The organism is Labrenzia sp. C1B70 (assembly GCF_000475395.1).
In the GTDB taxonomy this organism is placed as follows: Bacteria; Pseudomonadota; Alphaproteobacteria; order Rhizobiales; family Stappiaceae; genus Roseibium; species Roseibium algicola.
On record NZ_AXCE01000012.1, the window covers coordinates 530,307 to 545,779 of the forward strand.

Sequence of the window (15,473 nt, forward strand, 5' to 3'; positions counted from 1 at the left end):
CCTGATGGAGAAGTTCAATACCAACCGTCATTCACCATGAAGTTGGTAAACCCTCCAGCAGCCACTTGAAAGCTTAATCCATGGAAATTGCACGTCCTTACCTGTTGTTTCTCGGTGATGTTCCCGATGCCCTCGCCGCCAAGACCGCGATCGGCATCGTCGATTGGCGCAAGGACTGGTGCCTGGGCCAGGTCCGCATGCCCGGATGCGCCGCCGACACAGGCCTTGCCGACATGTCGATTGCAGAGGGGGCGGAAGCTGGCGCCAAGACGTTCATCATCGGAGCTGTGAATGCCGGTGGTCGCCTGCCGGAGCACTGGGTCGAATCTGTCGTCGAAGCACTCGATGCCGGCATGGACGTCGCTTCCGGCCTCCATGTGCGCCTTGCCAGCGTGCCGGCAATCAAGGAAGCCGCAGAACGGAACGGTCGACTGCTCCATGACGTGCGCCACAGCAGCATGGCTTTTGCCACCGGCAAGGGCACCAAACGCGCCGGCAAACGAATCCTGGCCGTGGGTACCGATTGTTCCGTCGGCAAGAAATACACCGCCCTTGCCATGGACAAGGCAATGAACGACCGGGGCTATTCCAGCACCTTCTGCGCCACCGGCCAGACCGGCGTGTTCATTTCCGGCCGCGGTGTCGCACTCGACGCGGTAATTGCCGACTTCATTTCCGGAGCTGCCGAGTGGATCTCTCCGGAGACCGATCCCGATAACTGGCAGATCATCGAAGGCCAGGGTTCGCTGTTCCATCCGTCCTTCGCCGGCGTCACCCTTGGTCTTCTGCACGGCTCCCAGCCGGACGGTTTCATCGTCTGCCATGAACCGACACGCACCAAGATGCGCGGCGTTGAGGCGGCACTGCCGACGATCCAGCAGGTCATCGACATGACCATTGCCTGCGGCAAACTCACCAATCCGGACATCCGCTGCGTCGGTATTGCGGTGAACACCACCGCACTCGATGACGATGAGGCCCTCGCTTACCTGGCAAAGGTCGGCGAAAAGCACGGCCTGCCGGCAACCGATCCGGTCCGCTACGGCATGGAAGCCATCGTTGACAAGGTTTCGGCGGAATTCGGTGCGCCATGAGCCTTGAGGTCAGCATCGAAGCGCAACGCTTCGAAATCGCGGGAGGTTTCAGGATCTCCCGCGAGACCCGAACCCATGCCCAGGTCGTGGTCGTCACCCTGAGTGACGGCAAGGCAACCGGCCATGGCGAAAGCGTGCCCTATCCGCGTTACGGCGAATCGCTCGAAACCGTTCAGACGCAGATCGAGGAAATCGCGCCCCTTTTGAAAAACGGCCTCAGCCGGGAACAGCTTCTGGAGGCGATGCCCGCCGGAGCAGCCCGCAATGCCGTCGACTGCGCTCTTTGGGACCTGGAAGCAAAACGATCCGGAACACCGGCAACGGACATTGCCGGTGTCGGTCCGCTAAAGCCGGTCACGACAGCCTTCACCATCAGCGTCGACACGCCGGAAAAGATGGCTGAAAAGACCCGCGCAGCAGCTCACCGCCCGCTTTTGAAGATCAAGCTTGCCGGCCCCGGTGATGACGAGCGGATTGCCGCCGTACGCCTTGCCGCGCCTGACAGCACCCTGATCGTCGATGCCAACGAAGCCTGGGACGAAAGCTGCTTTGAGATCAACATGGCCGCCTGCGAAGCTGCGGGCGTTGCCCTGATCGAACAACCATTGCCGTCAAAGAACGATGGCTTGTTGGCTGGGCTCGAGCGGCGTGTGGTGATCTGCGCGGACGAAAGCCTTCATCCAGGCAAGAGCATCGATGGGCTGCGCGCAAAATATGACGCGGTCAACATCAAGCTCGACAAGGCAGGTGGTCTGACGGCTGCGCTGAAGCTCTGCGATGAAGCGCGCGCCCAGGATCTCAAGGTCATGGTCGGATGCATGCTCGGCACGTCTCTCGCGATGGCGCCTGCCGTCCTGATCGCCCAGAAGGCGGATTTTGTCGACCTCGACGGACCTCTGCTCCTGGCCGAAGACCGCTCACCGGGACTGAAGTTCGAAGGCAGCACGCTCTATCCGCCTCAGCCGGAGCTGTGGGGGTAAGAACTTCAGCCCTGAACAAAAGAAAAGCGCCGGTTCCTTGTCATTGGGCCGGCGTTTTTGTGGGCATGCGTATCTGGACTATCGAAGGGCGCTGAAATCCCTCTTCAGCAGGAGAATACGGACATTCCCCAACCTCACTCCGCCGCCATGCGATTTCGCAGCATTGGCGTCATCGCCAGTGTCAACAGCGTGCCGATTGCCGCAACCACGGACATCACGAAAAAGGGCCAGTCCGGATTGATCTCGTAAATGGCGCCGGAAATGCTGAGGCCGATCGCCATCTGGATGCCCACGGAAGTCGCTAGCAGCCCCTGCCCCGTTCCCGCCCAACGGCTCGGCACGACCCGTGCAAGGATCGCGACGGCCCCCAGATGGGCCGCGCCAAAAGATAGGCCGTGCAAAGTCTGCAAGGCAGCCATGGCGGGGAGCGTGTCGGCGAAGGGGAACATCAGCCAACGCAAGGTTGCCGCCACCCCGGCAGCCAGCAGAAAGATTGGCGGATCAAACCGTTGCGCCAGTTTTCCGGCAACCGTGAACAGGGCGATTTCAGCCGCAACACCCGTCGCCCACAAGAGACCGATCGCAAAGTCAGGCACATCCATCGCCTGCCAGTAGAGCGTCCCGAAGCCGTAAAAGGCTGAATGGCTCGCCTGGTACAATCCAAGCACCATCAACAACGGCCAGAACCAGACGCTTTTGAACGGCGTGTCCTTGTGGTCGTCCGAAGTCCCGTCAGCCGCTTCGGAAGGCGTTTCACCACGTTTTTGCCGGGGAAGCGACATGGCAACAGCACCCGTTGCCAGGGACGCAAGGCCGACGGCAACCACGATGAGCCAGGACGTACCTTCCGCAGCCAACGAACCTCCGAAGATGCTGGCAAACACGAAACCGGCTGAACCCCATAGCCGCATGCGGGCGTAATCCGCTCCCGTATTGCGCTGGACATCCAGCGCATAGGCATCGCTGAGCGGCACCACCGGCGCATTCATGACCATGTAGCCGATCACCGCGACGGACAGGAACACCAGCCCTAACGGCAGAAAGTAGAGCCCGATGAAAAACGCGGCGGCCAGCGAATAGATCAGGATCGACAGACGGCGCTGCCCGGTGCGGTCGGAGAGATTCGACAGAAGCGGACTTGCCGCGATCCGGGCAATCGTGCCTATCCCCAGAACAAATCCGATTTCAGCCGCTGTCAGCCCGCGAAACCCGAGCACGACCGGAATAAACGGCAGAAACAGGCCAACGCCGAAGAAATGGCTGGCGAACAGGGCCGAGACACGGCTGCTGATACTGGAACGGTCGAGCGACATGGGATACCGGGCGAAGTAGCGCCCTAAAAGGATGTTAACGTTTTCCGCCTTACCTTGGGGGCGAAGTTGTCCGTGTTACGGCAATAAACGACCCTTAGGCAAGTTGAGATTCGCGTCCACATGAAAGCGGAAGCAGCACAGGAACAGCCGGAGCTGATCGGCGAAGCCGAATACCAGACTCTCGAACAGACCCTGATGGAGTCCGATCGCGGGCGCAGGTTTCTGAAAGAGTTTCTCAATCGCAACAAGACCCCGGAAACCACCGAGATCCTGACCGCGATTGGCCGGCTAGAGAAAATGATGACCCGGCAGCGCAAGGTGCCGGATCTCGACAAGATCCGTCTCGACATTGCCGACATGCACGAGGCTATCGAGCGTACCAAGGCCGAGATTGCCAACATCAAGGCGGAAGGCGAGGAAAGCAACCGCTTTGTCGACGCCTCTCACGAACTCGATGCCATCGTCACCCAGACCGAAGGCGCGACCCAATCCATTCTGGAAGCTGCAGAGCAGATTCAGGAGAAGGCCTGGGTCCTGCGCGAGAATGGTGCGGACGATGCCGTGTGCGACGACATCGATGCCAAGGCGACCGAAATCTTCATGGCCTGTTCCTTCCAGGATCTGACCGGCCAGCGGACCAACAAGGTTGTTCAGGTACTGCGCTATCTTGAAAGCCGCATCAACCTGATGATCAACATCTGGGGCATCCAGGAGCTGGAAGCCGAAGCAACGGCTGGCCCGGTCGACACTCGTCCGGATGCACATCTCCTGAACGGCCCGCAGCTTGCGGGCGGCGTTTCCCAGAACAACGTCGATGAGCTGATGTCCGTCAGCGACGACGTGTTTGACGCCGCACTGAAGGAAACCGGCGCAGAAGCAGCCCCGGCAGAAGCTCCGAAGCATGCCAGCGAAGCTGATGTTGATGCCATCATGGCAAGCGAAGCCGACGTCGATGCCATCATGGCCGGCGGTGACGAGCCGATGGACGCAGCCGCTATCGACGACATGTTCGCCTCCGCTCCTGCTGCCGACGACGAGGAAGAAGACGACGAATTCGCCGGTGCCGACCCGGACGCCACTCTGGATGAAGCTGCCATCGAACGCCTGTTCGACAGCGAAGTGGGTGGTGGCACTCATGAAGCGGCAGACGAAGCCGAGGCCGACGCCGAATGGGAGCTGACCGAGGAAGTCAGTGAAGAAGATGGCGAAGATCCGCTGAAGCAGCTGTCCGAAGCCGAGCGCCAGGCACTCTTCAACTAAGTCTGCATCCGGCAGGATTTTCGAAAAAGGCGCCCGTTACGGCGCCTTTTTTGTTGCCTCTCCTATCGATTCTTGCGGATGGAACGCTACGGATTTCCGGGTTCGCAGAGCCGGGGCGCGCGAGCGGAAGACCCTTTGCCTCCGAGGTCCCGGCGCAAGGCCGGGACAGCAAGGTGGCGGTCAGCGGCCGAAATTGATCTTGGCGAAGAACTGTTCCGCCTGAAGGCCAAGCTGGCCGGCCTGGTCTTTCAGCGCCGTCGACATGTCCTGAATGGTGCCGACAGCCCCCTCGACATTCTCGACCGACCCACGCACAGCGGTAATCTCGTCGGTAAAGGCTTGGGTGCCCTGTGCAGCGATCTGGACGTTGGCCGAGATTTCTGCCGTTGCCGACGCCTGTTGCTCCACCGCGGAGGCAATGCCGGTCGCGATTTCGGACAGGGCACCGATTATCGAGGTGATGCCTTCGATATCCTGCACAGACTGTCTGGTCGCCTGCTGAATGCTGGCGACCTGTTCGGTGATTTCTTCCGTCGCCTTGGTCGTCTGGCTGGCGAGTTCCTTCACTTCGGCTGCGACAACCGCAAACCCGCGGCCCATGTCCCCGGCACGCGCCGCTTCGATGGTGGCGTTCAGTGCCAGCAGGTTGGTCTGTTCGGCAATTTCAGAGATCAGCCCGATCACTGATCCGACCTGATCCGCGAAGCCGGCAAGTTTCGTTACGGAAGCGTTTGTGCTGCGTGCACCTTCCACGGCCTTCAGCGCCATCTCGCGGGACTGGCCTGCCTGGCGACCGATCTCGGTGATGGAAGCGGACATTTCCTCCGTTGCCGTCGCGCTTGACTGGACACCGCTTGCGGTTTCGGCAGACGTATTGTCCATCTTGACCATCCGCTCTCCGATGGAGCCCGTCTCGCGGCGCAGACTGCCCGAAGACACTTCAAGTTGTTCGGATGCCGCGCCAAGCGTGCCGACCGTACCGCCCAGAACGCCCTGGAATTCCTGGATAGCAGCCTTCAGTTCGGTCTCGCGTCCGACGGCGTCTGCCACCATTTTCTCGTGATAGGTGGAGATCGCGACATCCATGTCCAGCATGACCAGCTTCGTCATCACCTGCATGGCCCGAATGCGCTTGCCCGTCGACATGAAGCGCTTCTTCAGGACCGTCTCCGTCAGTTGCGTGAGGGCGAAGGAATAACCACCGATGTACCAGCTGGGATCGAGGCCGATCCGCACATGTGTGAGGCCGATCTGCACAGCGCGCTCGTGGTAGGCTTCATCCGGGCCCGTTGCAAACAGCCCTTCCCAGTGGCTCATCTGTGCCTTCACCAGGCGCGACTGCTGGTTGCCGACCAGTGCCGCCAGATGCGGCACGGTTTTAACGTGTGCGTAGAACCAGTCCAGAACGCTCGGCAAGGCTTCCTTGATTGCCGGCCACATGGACTGGGCCACAGCCCGATCCTCGTCCGTGAAACGGAAAAACTTCAGCCGATCTTTCAAGGTGTTTGTCTGCATGAATGCCTCTTGGATCAGCCGATGGAGGTCCGGTTTGACGGGCCCGTGAGCTGATCGCTCTTCAGTTGCCGGACCTCCGAGCCTCACAGTGAAGAGGCAGGAGATCCTGATTCAATAAAGCACGTGTCACCTGTTCCCTCGCGAACCCAAGTGGGCTGTTGAAAGGCACAACAAGGCGTTCCGCGCCATGCTCGATGCATCGGTACGCTGGCAATGTTCAGGTGATGAAAGGAGAAGACGCGGCGCCGTTGCCTGGCAATCCACGCTGGAATTCAATTTTCAGCAGCCCTGTTCGCGCCGTCCCGACGAAAAGGCAAACAGGACTGCCTGGTCCGGTCTCCTCCACCCGACTTCGGCAAGTCATGCTTGTGGAACCGCTCTAGCGGGTAGCCCCCTAAAGGCGCGTTAACGGGAAAGCGCAGTCTTTAGCATTTGTGGATCGATGTTTCCGCCCGTCAAAACGATACCGACGGTTTTGCCCTTGAAAGGCAGCTTTCCGGCCAAAAGTGCTGCAAGTGCAACGGCTCCGCCGGGCTCAACGACGAGCTTCAGTTCGGTGAACGCAAAGGCGACGGCAGCCAGAGCTTCCTCGTCCGTGACAGTCACGCCTTCGCCCGCTACGCGGCTTAGAATTGAAAAGCCGATATCACCCGGCGAATCGGACAGGAGCGCATCGCAGACAGAGCCGGTCTTTACGGCATTGGAAAGCCGCTCACCGGCGTCAAGCGAGCGCTTGTAGTCGTCGAACAGCTCCGGTTCAGCAGTATGGAAGACCGTACCGGGCGACTTGGCTTCCAGCGCCAGGGCAATGCCGCTGGACAATCCGCCACCGCCGGTGCAGGCGAGCACATCGTCCAGATGCAGGCCCAGCGCAGCTGCCTGGGCTGCCATCTCCAGTCCGACTGTACCCTGCCCTGCGATGACACCGACATCGTTGTAGGGGTGGACAAACGTCGCTCCTGACTTGGAACACAGGTCTCCTGCAATCGCGTCCCGGTCTTCGGTCTCACGATCGTAAGTGATGACGGTCGCCCCGTAGCCGCGTGTGCGCTCCAGCTTGATCCTTGGAGCGTCGGACGGCATGACGATGGTTGCGGGCATGCCGAGCAGCTGCGCGCTTGCAGCAACGCCCTGCGCGTGGTTTCCGGACGAACAGGCCACAACGCCTCTGGGTCGGTCTGCCGGCGGGATGAGGCTGAGGCGGTTGAAGGCCCCGCGAAACTTGAACGAGCCGCTGCGTTGCAGGTTTTCCGGTTTCACGACGACGGTTGCCCCGGTTACCTCATCCAGCAACGGATGCCTCAGAAGCGGTGTCACCAGCGCCTCGCTTCGGATCCTCTCCGCTGCGGCTTCAACATCCTCTATGGAAACGGTTTTACCAGCCAACTTCGAACCTGCTTCAGACACAGGCAGCGATTGCATATTCGTCATCGGAACTCGCTCTAAACGTCAAACAACTGCTCGGAGGCCTGCCGCAGAAGCGTACAAGGCAATGCCTCGGCCCCTTTCAGGGCCGGGTCTCGATGCAAGTGTTTTCACAGGAAAGCGGGCAGTTCCAGCGGGAACTTGTCTTGGTGTCAATTTCGTTTGCCGCACTGCGCGACGTCATCGCACATCAGGGCAGCCGCCTTATTCGGCAGCTTTTCCCTGCGTCGAACGGGCGTTGTGTATGTCCTGGGCTTCAATGCAATTGTCCAGGAACTGACGTGCACTGGCCGCCCAGGTGTAGTTCATCGCAATCGTCCGGCAATGTTCGCGTGGGATATCCAGCGCGGCTTCAGCCGCTTCGCGCAGATCTTCCGACAAGACACCCGCCCCCGTATCGCTGATGACGTCGAGCGGGCCCATTACCGGGAAAGCGGCAACCGGCACGCCGCAGGCCAGGGCCTCAAGCATAACGTTGCCGAAGGTGTCGGTGAGTGAGGGAAACACGAAGACATCCGCGTCGGAATAATGCCTTGCGAGATCTTCGCCCACCTTGGAACCGGTAAAATGCACCCCCGGGTACTCCCGGCGCAGACTGTCGAGCTGCGGGCCACCACCGACCACCACTTTCGATCCCGGCAGGTCGAGATCCAGAAACGCCTTGATGTTCTTTTCGATTGCAACCCGGCCGACATACATGAACACCGGGCGAGGCAGGTCGGCTGGCAGAACGGAACCCTCGTAAGGCTTGAACTGCTGCTCATCCACGCCGCGCGACCAGCGCATCAGATTGGTAAAACCACGGTCACGCAGATCCTGCTCCAGTGACCGTGTTGCGACCATGCAGCCGCAGCCGGAATTGTGAAACCGGCGCAGCCAGCTGTAGGACCAGGTCAGCGGAACCGGCAGCCGGGCTGAAACATATTCGGGAAACCGGGTGTGGTAACTCGTGGTGAACGGACGCCCAGCCTTCTTGGCGACGCTTGCCGCCAGAAGCCCGAGCGGGCCTTCCGTTGCAATGTGCAGATGCTCGCAGCCGTAATCCTCGATCTTCCGGCGCACGATGCCGCGATGGGTCAACGACAGGCGAATTTCCGGATAGGTCGGACACGGCAGTGTCGTGAATTCCTGAGGGGTCAGGAATTCCACCCGCACACCGATCTTCTCCAGTTCTTCGGCCGTGCGCTCCAGCGAGCGAACCACACCGTTTATCTGGGGATGCCAGGCATCCGTCACAATCAGAATGGAACTCATGCGGCGACCGGTGCTTCCTTGGCTTTCGCCGGCACGGCCTCCTCCTGGGTACGGTCCACCCATCGGATCACCTCAAATGTTCCATCGTGGTGCTCGGCAACCGCAGTGCAGCTTTCCACCCAGTCACCCGTGTTGATGTAGTGAATGCCGTTCATATCACGGTCCGCGGCGTGGTGAATATGACCACAAATGACGCCATCGACGCCCTGCCGGCGCGCCTCGTCGGACAGGGCTTCTTCGAAACGTCCGATAAAGCTGACCGCGTTCTTGACCTTCAACTTGGCCCAGGCGGACAGTGACCAGTAGGTCAGGCCGAGTCGGCGCCGGACCACATTGAGCCAGGTGTTGACGCCGAGCGCGGTCACATAGGCCTTGTCGCCAAAGAAGGCCAGCCACTTGGCATGGCGGATCACCACGTCGAACTGGTCACCATGAATGACCAGGTAGCGTTTGCCGTTGGCAGCTTCGTGAATAATGCTGTCGGTCACTTCCACACCGCCGAAATGCGTACCGAGGAAGCTGCGCAGAAACTCGTCGTGATTTCCCGGAATATAGATGACCCGGGCTCCCTTGCGCCCCTTGCGCAGGATCTTCTGCACCACGTCGTTGTGAAGCTGTGGCCAGTACCAGGACCGCCGCAGACGCCAGCCATCGGCAATGTCGCCGACCAGATAGATGGTCTCGGCTTCATTGTCCTTCAGAAAGTCCAGCAGCATCTCCGCCTGACAACCGCGCGTGCCAAGATGGACGTCGGAAATAAACAAGGCCCGGTAATGCCGCGATGCCTCAGCGGTAGACATAGCACTTCTCCAAATTCCCTTTGGAGCGCTATAGACGCGATTCAAGTATCACTATTATGACAAACGGCGTGACTTCCCCGGGCCTGTTTGTTTTCCAGCTTAATGATTAACACCGGCACGGATCGGGTATTGGCCTCCCTCACTTCATTCCGTTGCTTCACGAACATCTTGCCGGATGCTGACCGGCTCCATATGTCCCTGACGGCATTTGACAGCATCGGGTTTTGCCAGCCACAAAGCATGTCCAACCTGCATCAAGGAGAACGTTCATGGACCTCGGCCTCAAGGGCAAAAAGGCAATCATCTGTGCGTCAAGCCGCGGCCTCGGCAAGGGCTGCGCCGAAGCACTGGCGGAAGCAGGCTGCGACATAGTCCTGAACGGACGTAACGAAACGGTTCTGGAAGAAACCCGCACCCTGCTGCAGAACCGCTTCGGCGTGAGCGTTGCCGCCATCGCAGCGGATGTTTCCACACGGGAGGGACAAGAAGCGCTTCTGGCGGCCTGCCCGGATCCGGACATCCTGGTCAACAACAATGGTGGCCCGCCCCGGCGCGACTATTCCGAGCTGGACCGTGCGGCGCTGATGGAAGGTGTGGTGCAGAATTTCGTCACCCCCATCGAGCTGATCCAGGCGGTTGTTCCCGGCATGAAGGAGCGCGGTTTCGGCCGCATCGTCAACATCACTTCGCTTTCGGTAAAGATGCCGATCGAAGGTCTCGATCTGTCCAGCGGTGCTCGGGCGGGGCTCACGGCATTCCTGGCCGGCGTCTGCCGCCAGCTTGCCCCCCACGGCGTGACGGTCAACAACTTGCTGCCCGGCAAGATGGACACCGACCGTCTGAGAGGCGGCTTCGAGCGCACCGCGCAGCAGTCAGGCAAAAGCATCGAGGATGTCCGGGCGGCACAGGCAGCGGAAATCCCGGCAAGACGTTTTGGTTCAGCCGAGGAGTTCGGCCAGACCTGCGCTTTCCTGTGCTCTCGCCACGCCGGTTACATCACCGGCCAGAACATCCTGATGGATGGCGGGCTCTATCCGGCGGCGTTCTAAGGGCCTGCCGAAACAAATAAGGCCGGAGTGATTCCCCCGGCCTTGTTTGTTTTTATCAGCGGATTTCCGCTCAGTAGGTGTATCTGAGCGCGGCCGAGATGATGTTCACCTGGCTGTCGACCTTGCCTGTGTATGTACCGATATTGGAATTGTAGTCCTGGTGGTTACCCGAGATATCGATCTTGGTGTCGGCTGGTATCAGGTGTGAGTAGCCGATGTCGAAAGCGAGATTGTCCGACGGAGACCATGTCATACCGGCCGACAACCACAGCCGGTCGTTGTCCGGCAAACGCGTGGAACGAATGGCCTCGTCGATCGGCGAAAGCTCGTAGCCGACACCTGCACGCAGGGTAACCTGCTGGTTCCAGTTGTACTCGCCACCCACCGAGAAGAACCAACCGTCGTCGTAGTTGAATTCCAGGTTTGGCAAACCCGTCGGATTGGTGGTTGCCGTGCCGCCATCACTGCTCGGATGAACTGTCTTCAGGCGGGACCAATTGGTCCATTCAACCGTACCGGCGATCTTGAAGGTATCGTTGATGCGGTGACTTGCCGACAGAGTAACGGTTTCCGGCGTGACGACTGTCGCCTCGATGCCTGCACGATTGCCCGCGAAGGAAACCGGGGTCATGCCGGCAAAAAAGCGCCCGCCCGGGTTGATGTAGGACCCGTCGAGATTGTTGGCGACCGCGGACCGGTAGCCAAGACCGATCTCGGTCCCCTCCCAAGGCCGCACAGTCAGGCCCGCGGTGACGCCAATGCCGTAGCCTTCCCCCTTGAACTCGGTCGTCGCCGCAGAGGTGGAGAACGGATAGGCCGATTTCAGCCGGACTTGCAGATATTGCGCCTGGACCCCGACACCGACAGCGAACATGTCGTTGATCTGATAGGCGATGGCCGGATTAACGTTGACCGAGAACACTTCGGATGACCGGGAATAATACTGGCCTGCCCAGTTCTGCTCCGGTTTGGTGCTAAGCCCGAACGGCGCATTGACGGCAAGGCCGAACACCACTTGATCATTGAAGCGGTAAGCTGTGTAGGTGGACGGTACCCAGGCATCCGATGCAATGTCGCCGCTGCCCGCTGTGCTGCTGGTCGCACCATTGACGGTTGTCAGTGCTCCGGGCGTAAAGGTTCCGTCGATATCGGACTCAGGCATGATGAAAGAACTGTGCGATTCAATCGTAAGCCCTTTGCCCGCACCAATCAGCGTTGCCGGGTTCCAGAACATCGAGGAGATGGACTCACCCGTCGTTCCGTTCCCCGCGAAAGACATTCCTTGATAATAGGCACTCTGCTCTCTAAGTGCGAACCCACCTGCGAACGCAGAACCTGCAACCATTGATAGAGCTACAGCTGTAGAAGCAAGTAGAACTGATTTCTTGTTTACCCACGGCATTGAGTTTCCTCCCATCCCCTAGCCACCGGATGCTTGATGACAACCTGAGACAGGGTTTTAGGAGAATGCCGTCCGTTTCAACTGAATATTTACGTCAGTTATGCGGTCGTTTTTTCATGCTGCAATGCGAAATGCGCGGCTTTTCTGGTAGGTATTGCTGCGTAGACATTCAAAACACTTCAAAAACGACAGGTTCAGAGTCTCTTCGTCATCGCACCGACACACTTTCAGACATTTGCCTAAAAAACAGGCACCCGAAATGTCAGTTTCCGATAACGTAATTTAACGGTGAATCGTTGCGGCTTTGCCACAGGTTTCGTGACGGAATGTGGATCTTTTGTAGGACAAGTTCCTTGATATTCCTTGGTAAAAACGCCAATCACCTTTCCTAACGGAAATCGCGTCGGCACACCGTTGCGCGGTAGCCTTTCCTTTCGAAATTGAATTTTTGTCAGGAAGTTTGTCAGCAGGCGACGCGCCACTGTCCGGCCAATTACAGCTTTTCCGGCAAGGCAGGTTGCAAGCTGCGAACCGGTCGGTTGCACCGGCTCGCAGAAAGAGATGGTCCAGGACCGCACTCCATTCCTTGTTTGCAGCCTCAAGCGGCAAGCCTAGCTGTCGCGAGCTTCGAGGAAGCGGCGCATGGCAACGTCACTCCAGGGGGCAAGGCGTGCCCGCGCAGCCATATGACTGTCGTAGATCCTCTGGCTAAGCGCATCCTTGCTCGCGAACTCGGACAGCACGACTGCCGAAGTCTCCCGCAAAGCATCCAGAACGTCGTCCGGATAAGGACGGACGGTAACGCCGTCCTCTTCCTGCAGGAGCTTCAGTGCGCCTGCATTCTCCCAATCGCTTTCTGCAAGCGAGCGGCCGTTTTCTGCCTTGCAGGCCTCCAGAACGATGGCGCCAAGGTCTTCCGGCAGACCTTCCAGCGCCACCTTGTTGAACAGCGCTTCACCGGTGCCGTTGGGTTCATGGAACCCCGGCGTGTAGTAGGACTTGGCTGCTTTCTGGAACCCCATTGCCCTGTCCGACCAGGGACCCAGGAATTCCGTCGCATCCAGCACGCCGCTGTCCAACGCCTGGAACAACTCTGCAGGTGGCAGGCTGACAGGCGTCGCCCCAAGCCGATGCATCACTTCGCCGCCAAGGCCCGGCATGCGGATCTTCAGTCCCTTGAGATCGTCAAGAGTGTTGATTTCGCGCTTGAACCAGCCCCCCATCTGGACGCCGGTGTTGCCGGCCATTACGGGCCTTAGTCCGAACGGGGCATAAAGTTCGTCCCAAAGCGCCTGGCCGCCCCCCTGCTCAATCCAGGTGATATGCTCATGCGGCAGCAAACCGAAAGGGATCGCGGTGAAATAGACCGAAGCCGGGATCTTGCCCTGCCAGAAAAACGAGGCCGTGTGCGCCATCTGCGCCGTCCCCGCCGAGACCGCCTCGAACACGCCCAGAGCCGGCACCAGTTCCCCTGCAGCATAAAGCCGAACGCGCAGGCGACCACCGGACATCAGCTCGATCCTGTCGGCAATGCGCTGCGCCGTGACCCCGGGCCCCGGCAGGTTCTTTGGCCAGGACGTGACCATCTTCCATTCCAGCGTCGCCTGCTCCTGCGCCACCGCCGGGGCGGCCAACGCGCTTGCACCGGCGGCGGCGGAAGCCCCCAGAAGTCCGCGACGGCTGATCCGTCCGGTTTCTGTCTTTGGCTGATCGGTCATCTCACTTGCTCCAGAACGCGTGGAAATGATGGACTGGCCCGTGACCACTGCCAATGTGAAGCGTGTCGGCAGCGGCGATGGCGGCCTGAATATAGGACTTGGCGGACCTGACGGCCGCTTCCATCTCCTGCCCCTTGGCAAGACCCGAGGCAATCGCGGATGACAGGGTGCAACCGGTGCCATGCGTGTTGTCGGTGTTGATCCGCTCTGACCTGAGCCAGACCGCATTGCCGTTGCGATCCAGAAGCAGATCAGCGCTATTCGCGCCAGACCCGTGCCCGCCCTTGAGCAGAACCGCATTGGCTCCAAGACCGAGCAGACGTTCTGCCTGCGCCTGCATTTGCGTTTCGTCCGCGGCAACGTCGCCCTGCAACATGCGGGCAGCTTCATGCAGGTTCGGGGTAACAATATCGGCCAGCGGCAGCAGCAAGGCAATCAGCGTGTCGACCGCACTGTCGGCAAGCAACGGGTCACCGGAGGCAGCCACCATCACCGGGTCAAGCACAACCGGGCCTGTCTCATGTGTCCGAAGCCCTTCAGCTACCACCTCGATCGTATCGACACGCGACAGCATGCCGATCTTTGTCGCCTTGACGGCAAGGTCCGAAAAGACGGCCGTCATCTGGGCCCGCACGAACTCCGGCGGCACATCATGGATGGCGCTGACACCAAGCGTATTCTGCGCCGTCAGGGCTGCAATAACACTGGCACCAAAGACGCCGTTTGCGGAAAAGGTCTTGAGATCAGCCTGAATGCCGGCTCCGCCGCCGGAATCCGATCCTGCAATGGTTACCGCAATTGCGGTCATGGGAACCTCCTGGGAGTAGATGCCGAAAAGCCTGCGTCAGCCGGTCTTGAGACGGGCTTCAATGTCGCGGTCAGTCAGGCAATAGAGTGCGTCGAGCAACTCCGGCACCAAACTGCCTGGCCCGCCTGACCGGCTGGCCGCGATTTCGCCGGCAATGTTGAAGACGGACAGTCCGCAAGCAGCTGCAAGCGCCCTGTCCTTTTCGATGCTCAGGAACGCCGCCAGAACAGCACCGCCGGCACAGCCGGTGGCCGTCACGCGTGACATCAGTGGATCGCCGTTGCGCAGCAGGAAATCCTCGCCACGGCTCTCGACCCTGTCTTCCGGGCCAGTGACCGCAAAAACCGTTCCGGCCTCGATCAATGCATCGGCATCTGCCCGCTCCGGCAGGAGAGCGTTGAGTTCTTCCGGATTGAGCCGCACCAGATCCGGCTTGAGGCCCAGCAGATCGCGCGCATAGGCGCAGCGCACGGGAGACCGGTTCACGAAAACCGGATCGACACAAACCGGACGTCCGGCAGTCCTGGCAGCTTCGATTGCTAGCGGAATGGCCGCACGGCGTTCCTCGTCAAGGGTGCCGAGGTTCACCAGCAGTGCATCAGCCCCGCCGGCAAAGGCCGCAACTTCCTCCCGCGCGATGGTCATGGAAGGAACCGCGCCGAGCGCAAGCAACACATTGGCGGTGAAACTCTGGGCGACCGCGTTTGTGATGGCGTGAACGCGCGGCGTTTTCTGCCGCACCCTTTCCAGAAGGGTGAAGACCTGTTCGGCGCTCAGGGCCTGCGTGGAAGCAGCAACGGAAAGGCTCATGACGGCTCTCCTGCGACAGAAAGCCCGTTGCCGGTATTCCGGAAA

General features: G+C 60.0%; 14 protein-coding genes. 4 read left to right on the forward strand and 10 right to left on the reverse strand.

Going from position 1 to position 15,473, the window contains the following annotated elements; genetic code table 11:
- Positions 1 to 80: 80 nt before the first annotated feature.
- Both dgcN and dgcA read left to right on the forward strand, forming a co-directional pair.
- Entirely contained in the window at positions 81 to 1,094 is a 1,014-nt protein-coding gene (dgcN, locus tag Q666_RS50735; protein WP_023000655.1) for an N-acetyltransferase DgcN, read from the forward strand.
- Positions 1,091 to 2,074: an N-acetyl-D-Glu racemase DgcA gene (gene dgcA, locus Q666_RS50740; RefSeq protein ID WP_023000654.1), complete on the forward strand. Its 984-nt coding sequence runs from the start codon at positions 1,091 to 1,093 to the stop codon at positions 2,072 to 2,074. The genes dgcN and dgcA overlap by 4 nt, the downstream gene beginning before the upstream one ends.
- A 134-nt stretch (positions 2,075 to 2,208) precedes the next feature.
- Here dgcA and Q666_RS50745 read toward each other — a convergent pair whose 3' ends face one another.
- Positions 2,209 to 3,387, reverse strand: coding sequence for an MFS transporter (locus Q666_RS50745; RefSeq protein ID WP_023000653.1), 1,179 nt, complete (start codon positions 3,385 to 3,387; stop codon positions 2,209 to 2,211).
- Between the two features lie 120 nt (positions 3,388 to 3,507).
- Here Q666_RS50745 and Q666_RS64945 point away from each other — a divergent pair, with 120 nt between their 5' ends.
- The gene (locus Q666_RS64945) at positions 3,508 to 4,647 is read left to right on the forward strand and encodes a protein phosphatase CheZ (RefSeq protein WP_023000652.1); all 1,140 of its coding nucleotides are present in this window, start codon (positions 3,508 to 3,510) and stop codon (positions 4,645 to 4,647) included.
- A gap of 180 nt (positions 4,648 to 4,827) precedes the next feature.
- Here the strand turns inward: Q666_RS64945 and Q666_RS50755 are convergent, their stop codons facing one another.
- The 4 genes from Q666_RS50755 to Q666_RS50770 all read right to left on the reverse strand — a co-directional run bounded on the left by Q666_RS50755 (position 4,828) and on the right by Q666_RS50770 (position 9,641).
- Positions 4,828 to 6,162: a globin-coupled sensor protein gene (locus tag Q666_RS50755; RefSeq protein WP_023000651.1), complete on the reverse strand. Its 1,335-nt coding sequence runs from the start codon at positions 6,160 to 6,162 to the stop codon at positions 4,828 to 4,830.
- Between the two features lie 405 nt (positions 6,163 to 6,567).
- Positions 6,568 to 7,593 carry a threonine/serine dehydratase gene (locus Q666_RS50760; protein WP_023000650.1) on the reverse strand — a complete coding sequence of 342 codons (1,026 nt, stop codon included), beginning with the start codon at positions 7,591 to 7,593 and terminating at the stop codon, positions 6,568 to 6,570.
- A 198-nt stretch (positions 7,594 to 7,791) separates the two neighbouring features.
- A complete protein-coding gene (locus Q666_RS50765; RefSeq protein ID WP_023000649.1) occupies positions 7,792 to 8,841 on the reverse strand; it encodes a glycosyltransferase family 1 protein in 1,050 nt (349 codons plus the stop codon).
- Positions 8,838 to 9,641, reverse strand: a complete 804-nt coding sequence (locus Q666_RS50770; protein ID WP_023000648.1) for a UDP-2,3-diacylglucosamine diphosphatase — start codon at positions 9,639 to 9,641, stop codon at positions 8,838 to 8,840. The genes Q666_RS50765 and Q666_RS50770 overlap by 4 nt, the downstream gene beginning before the upstream one ends.
- A gap of 269 nt (positions 9,642 to 9,910) precedes the next feature.
- Between Q666_RS50770 and Q666_RS50775 the strand changes: the two genes are divergently transcribed.
- Positions 9,911 to 10,690 carry an SDR family oxidoreductase gene (locus Q666_RS50775; protein ID WP_023000647.1) on the forward strand — a complete coding sequence of 260 codons (780 nt, stop codon included), beginning with the start codon at positions 9,911 to 9,913 and terminating at the stop codon, positions 10,688 to 10,690.
- Between the two features lie 70 nt (positions 10,691 to 10,760).
- Here the strand turns inward: Q666_RS50775 and Q666_RS50780 are convergent, their stop codons facing one another.
- The 5 genes from Q666_RS50780 to Q666_RS50795 form a co-directional block, all read right to left on the reverse strand.
- Positions 10,761 to 12,107, reverse strand: coding sequence for an OmpP1/FadL family transporter (locus Q666_RS50780; protein ID WP_353608255.1), 1,347 nt, complete (start codon positions 12,105 to 12,107; stop codon positions 10,761 to 10,763).
- 224 nt (positions 12,108 to 12,331) lie between these two features.
- Entirely contained in the window at positions 12,332 to 12,670 is a 339-nt protein-coding gene (locus Q666_RS65940) for a hypothetical protein (protein WP_152533354.1), read from the reverse strand.
- A gap of 33 nt (positions 12,671 to 12,703) precedes the next feature.
- A complete protein-coding gene (locus tag Q666_RS50785; protein WP_023000645.1) occupies positions 12,704 to 13,810 on the reverse strand; it encodes a TRAP transporter substrate-binding protein in 1,107 nt (368 codons plus the stop codon).
- A gap of 1 nt (position 13,811) precedes the next feature.
- Positions 13,812 to 14,618: a bifunctional hydroxymethylpyrimidine kinase/phosphomethylpyrimidine kinase gene (gene thiD / locus Q666_RS50790; RefSeq protein WP_023000644.1), complete on the reverse strand. Its 807-nt coding sequence runs from the start codon at positions 14,616 to 14,618 to the stop codon at positions 13,812 to 13,814.
- A 36-nt stretch (positions 14,619 to 14,654) separates the two neighbouring features.
- Entirely contained in the window at positions 14,655 to 15,428 is a 774-nt protein-coding gene (locus tag Q666_RS50795; protein WP_023000643.1) for a hydroxyethylthiazole kinase, read from the reverse strand.
- Between the last annotated feature and the right edge of the window lie 45 nt (positions 15,429 to 15,473).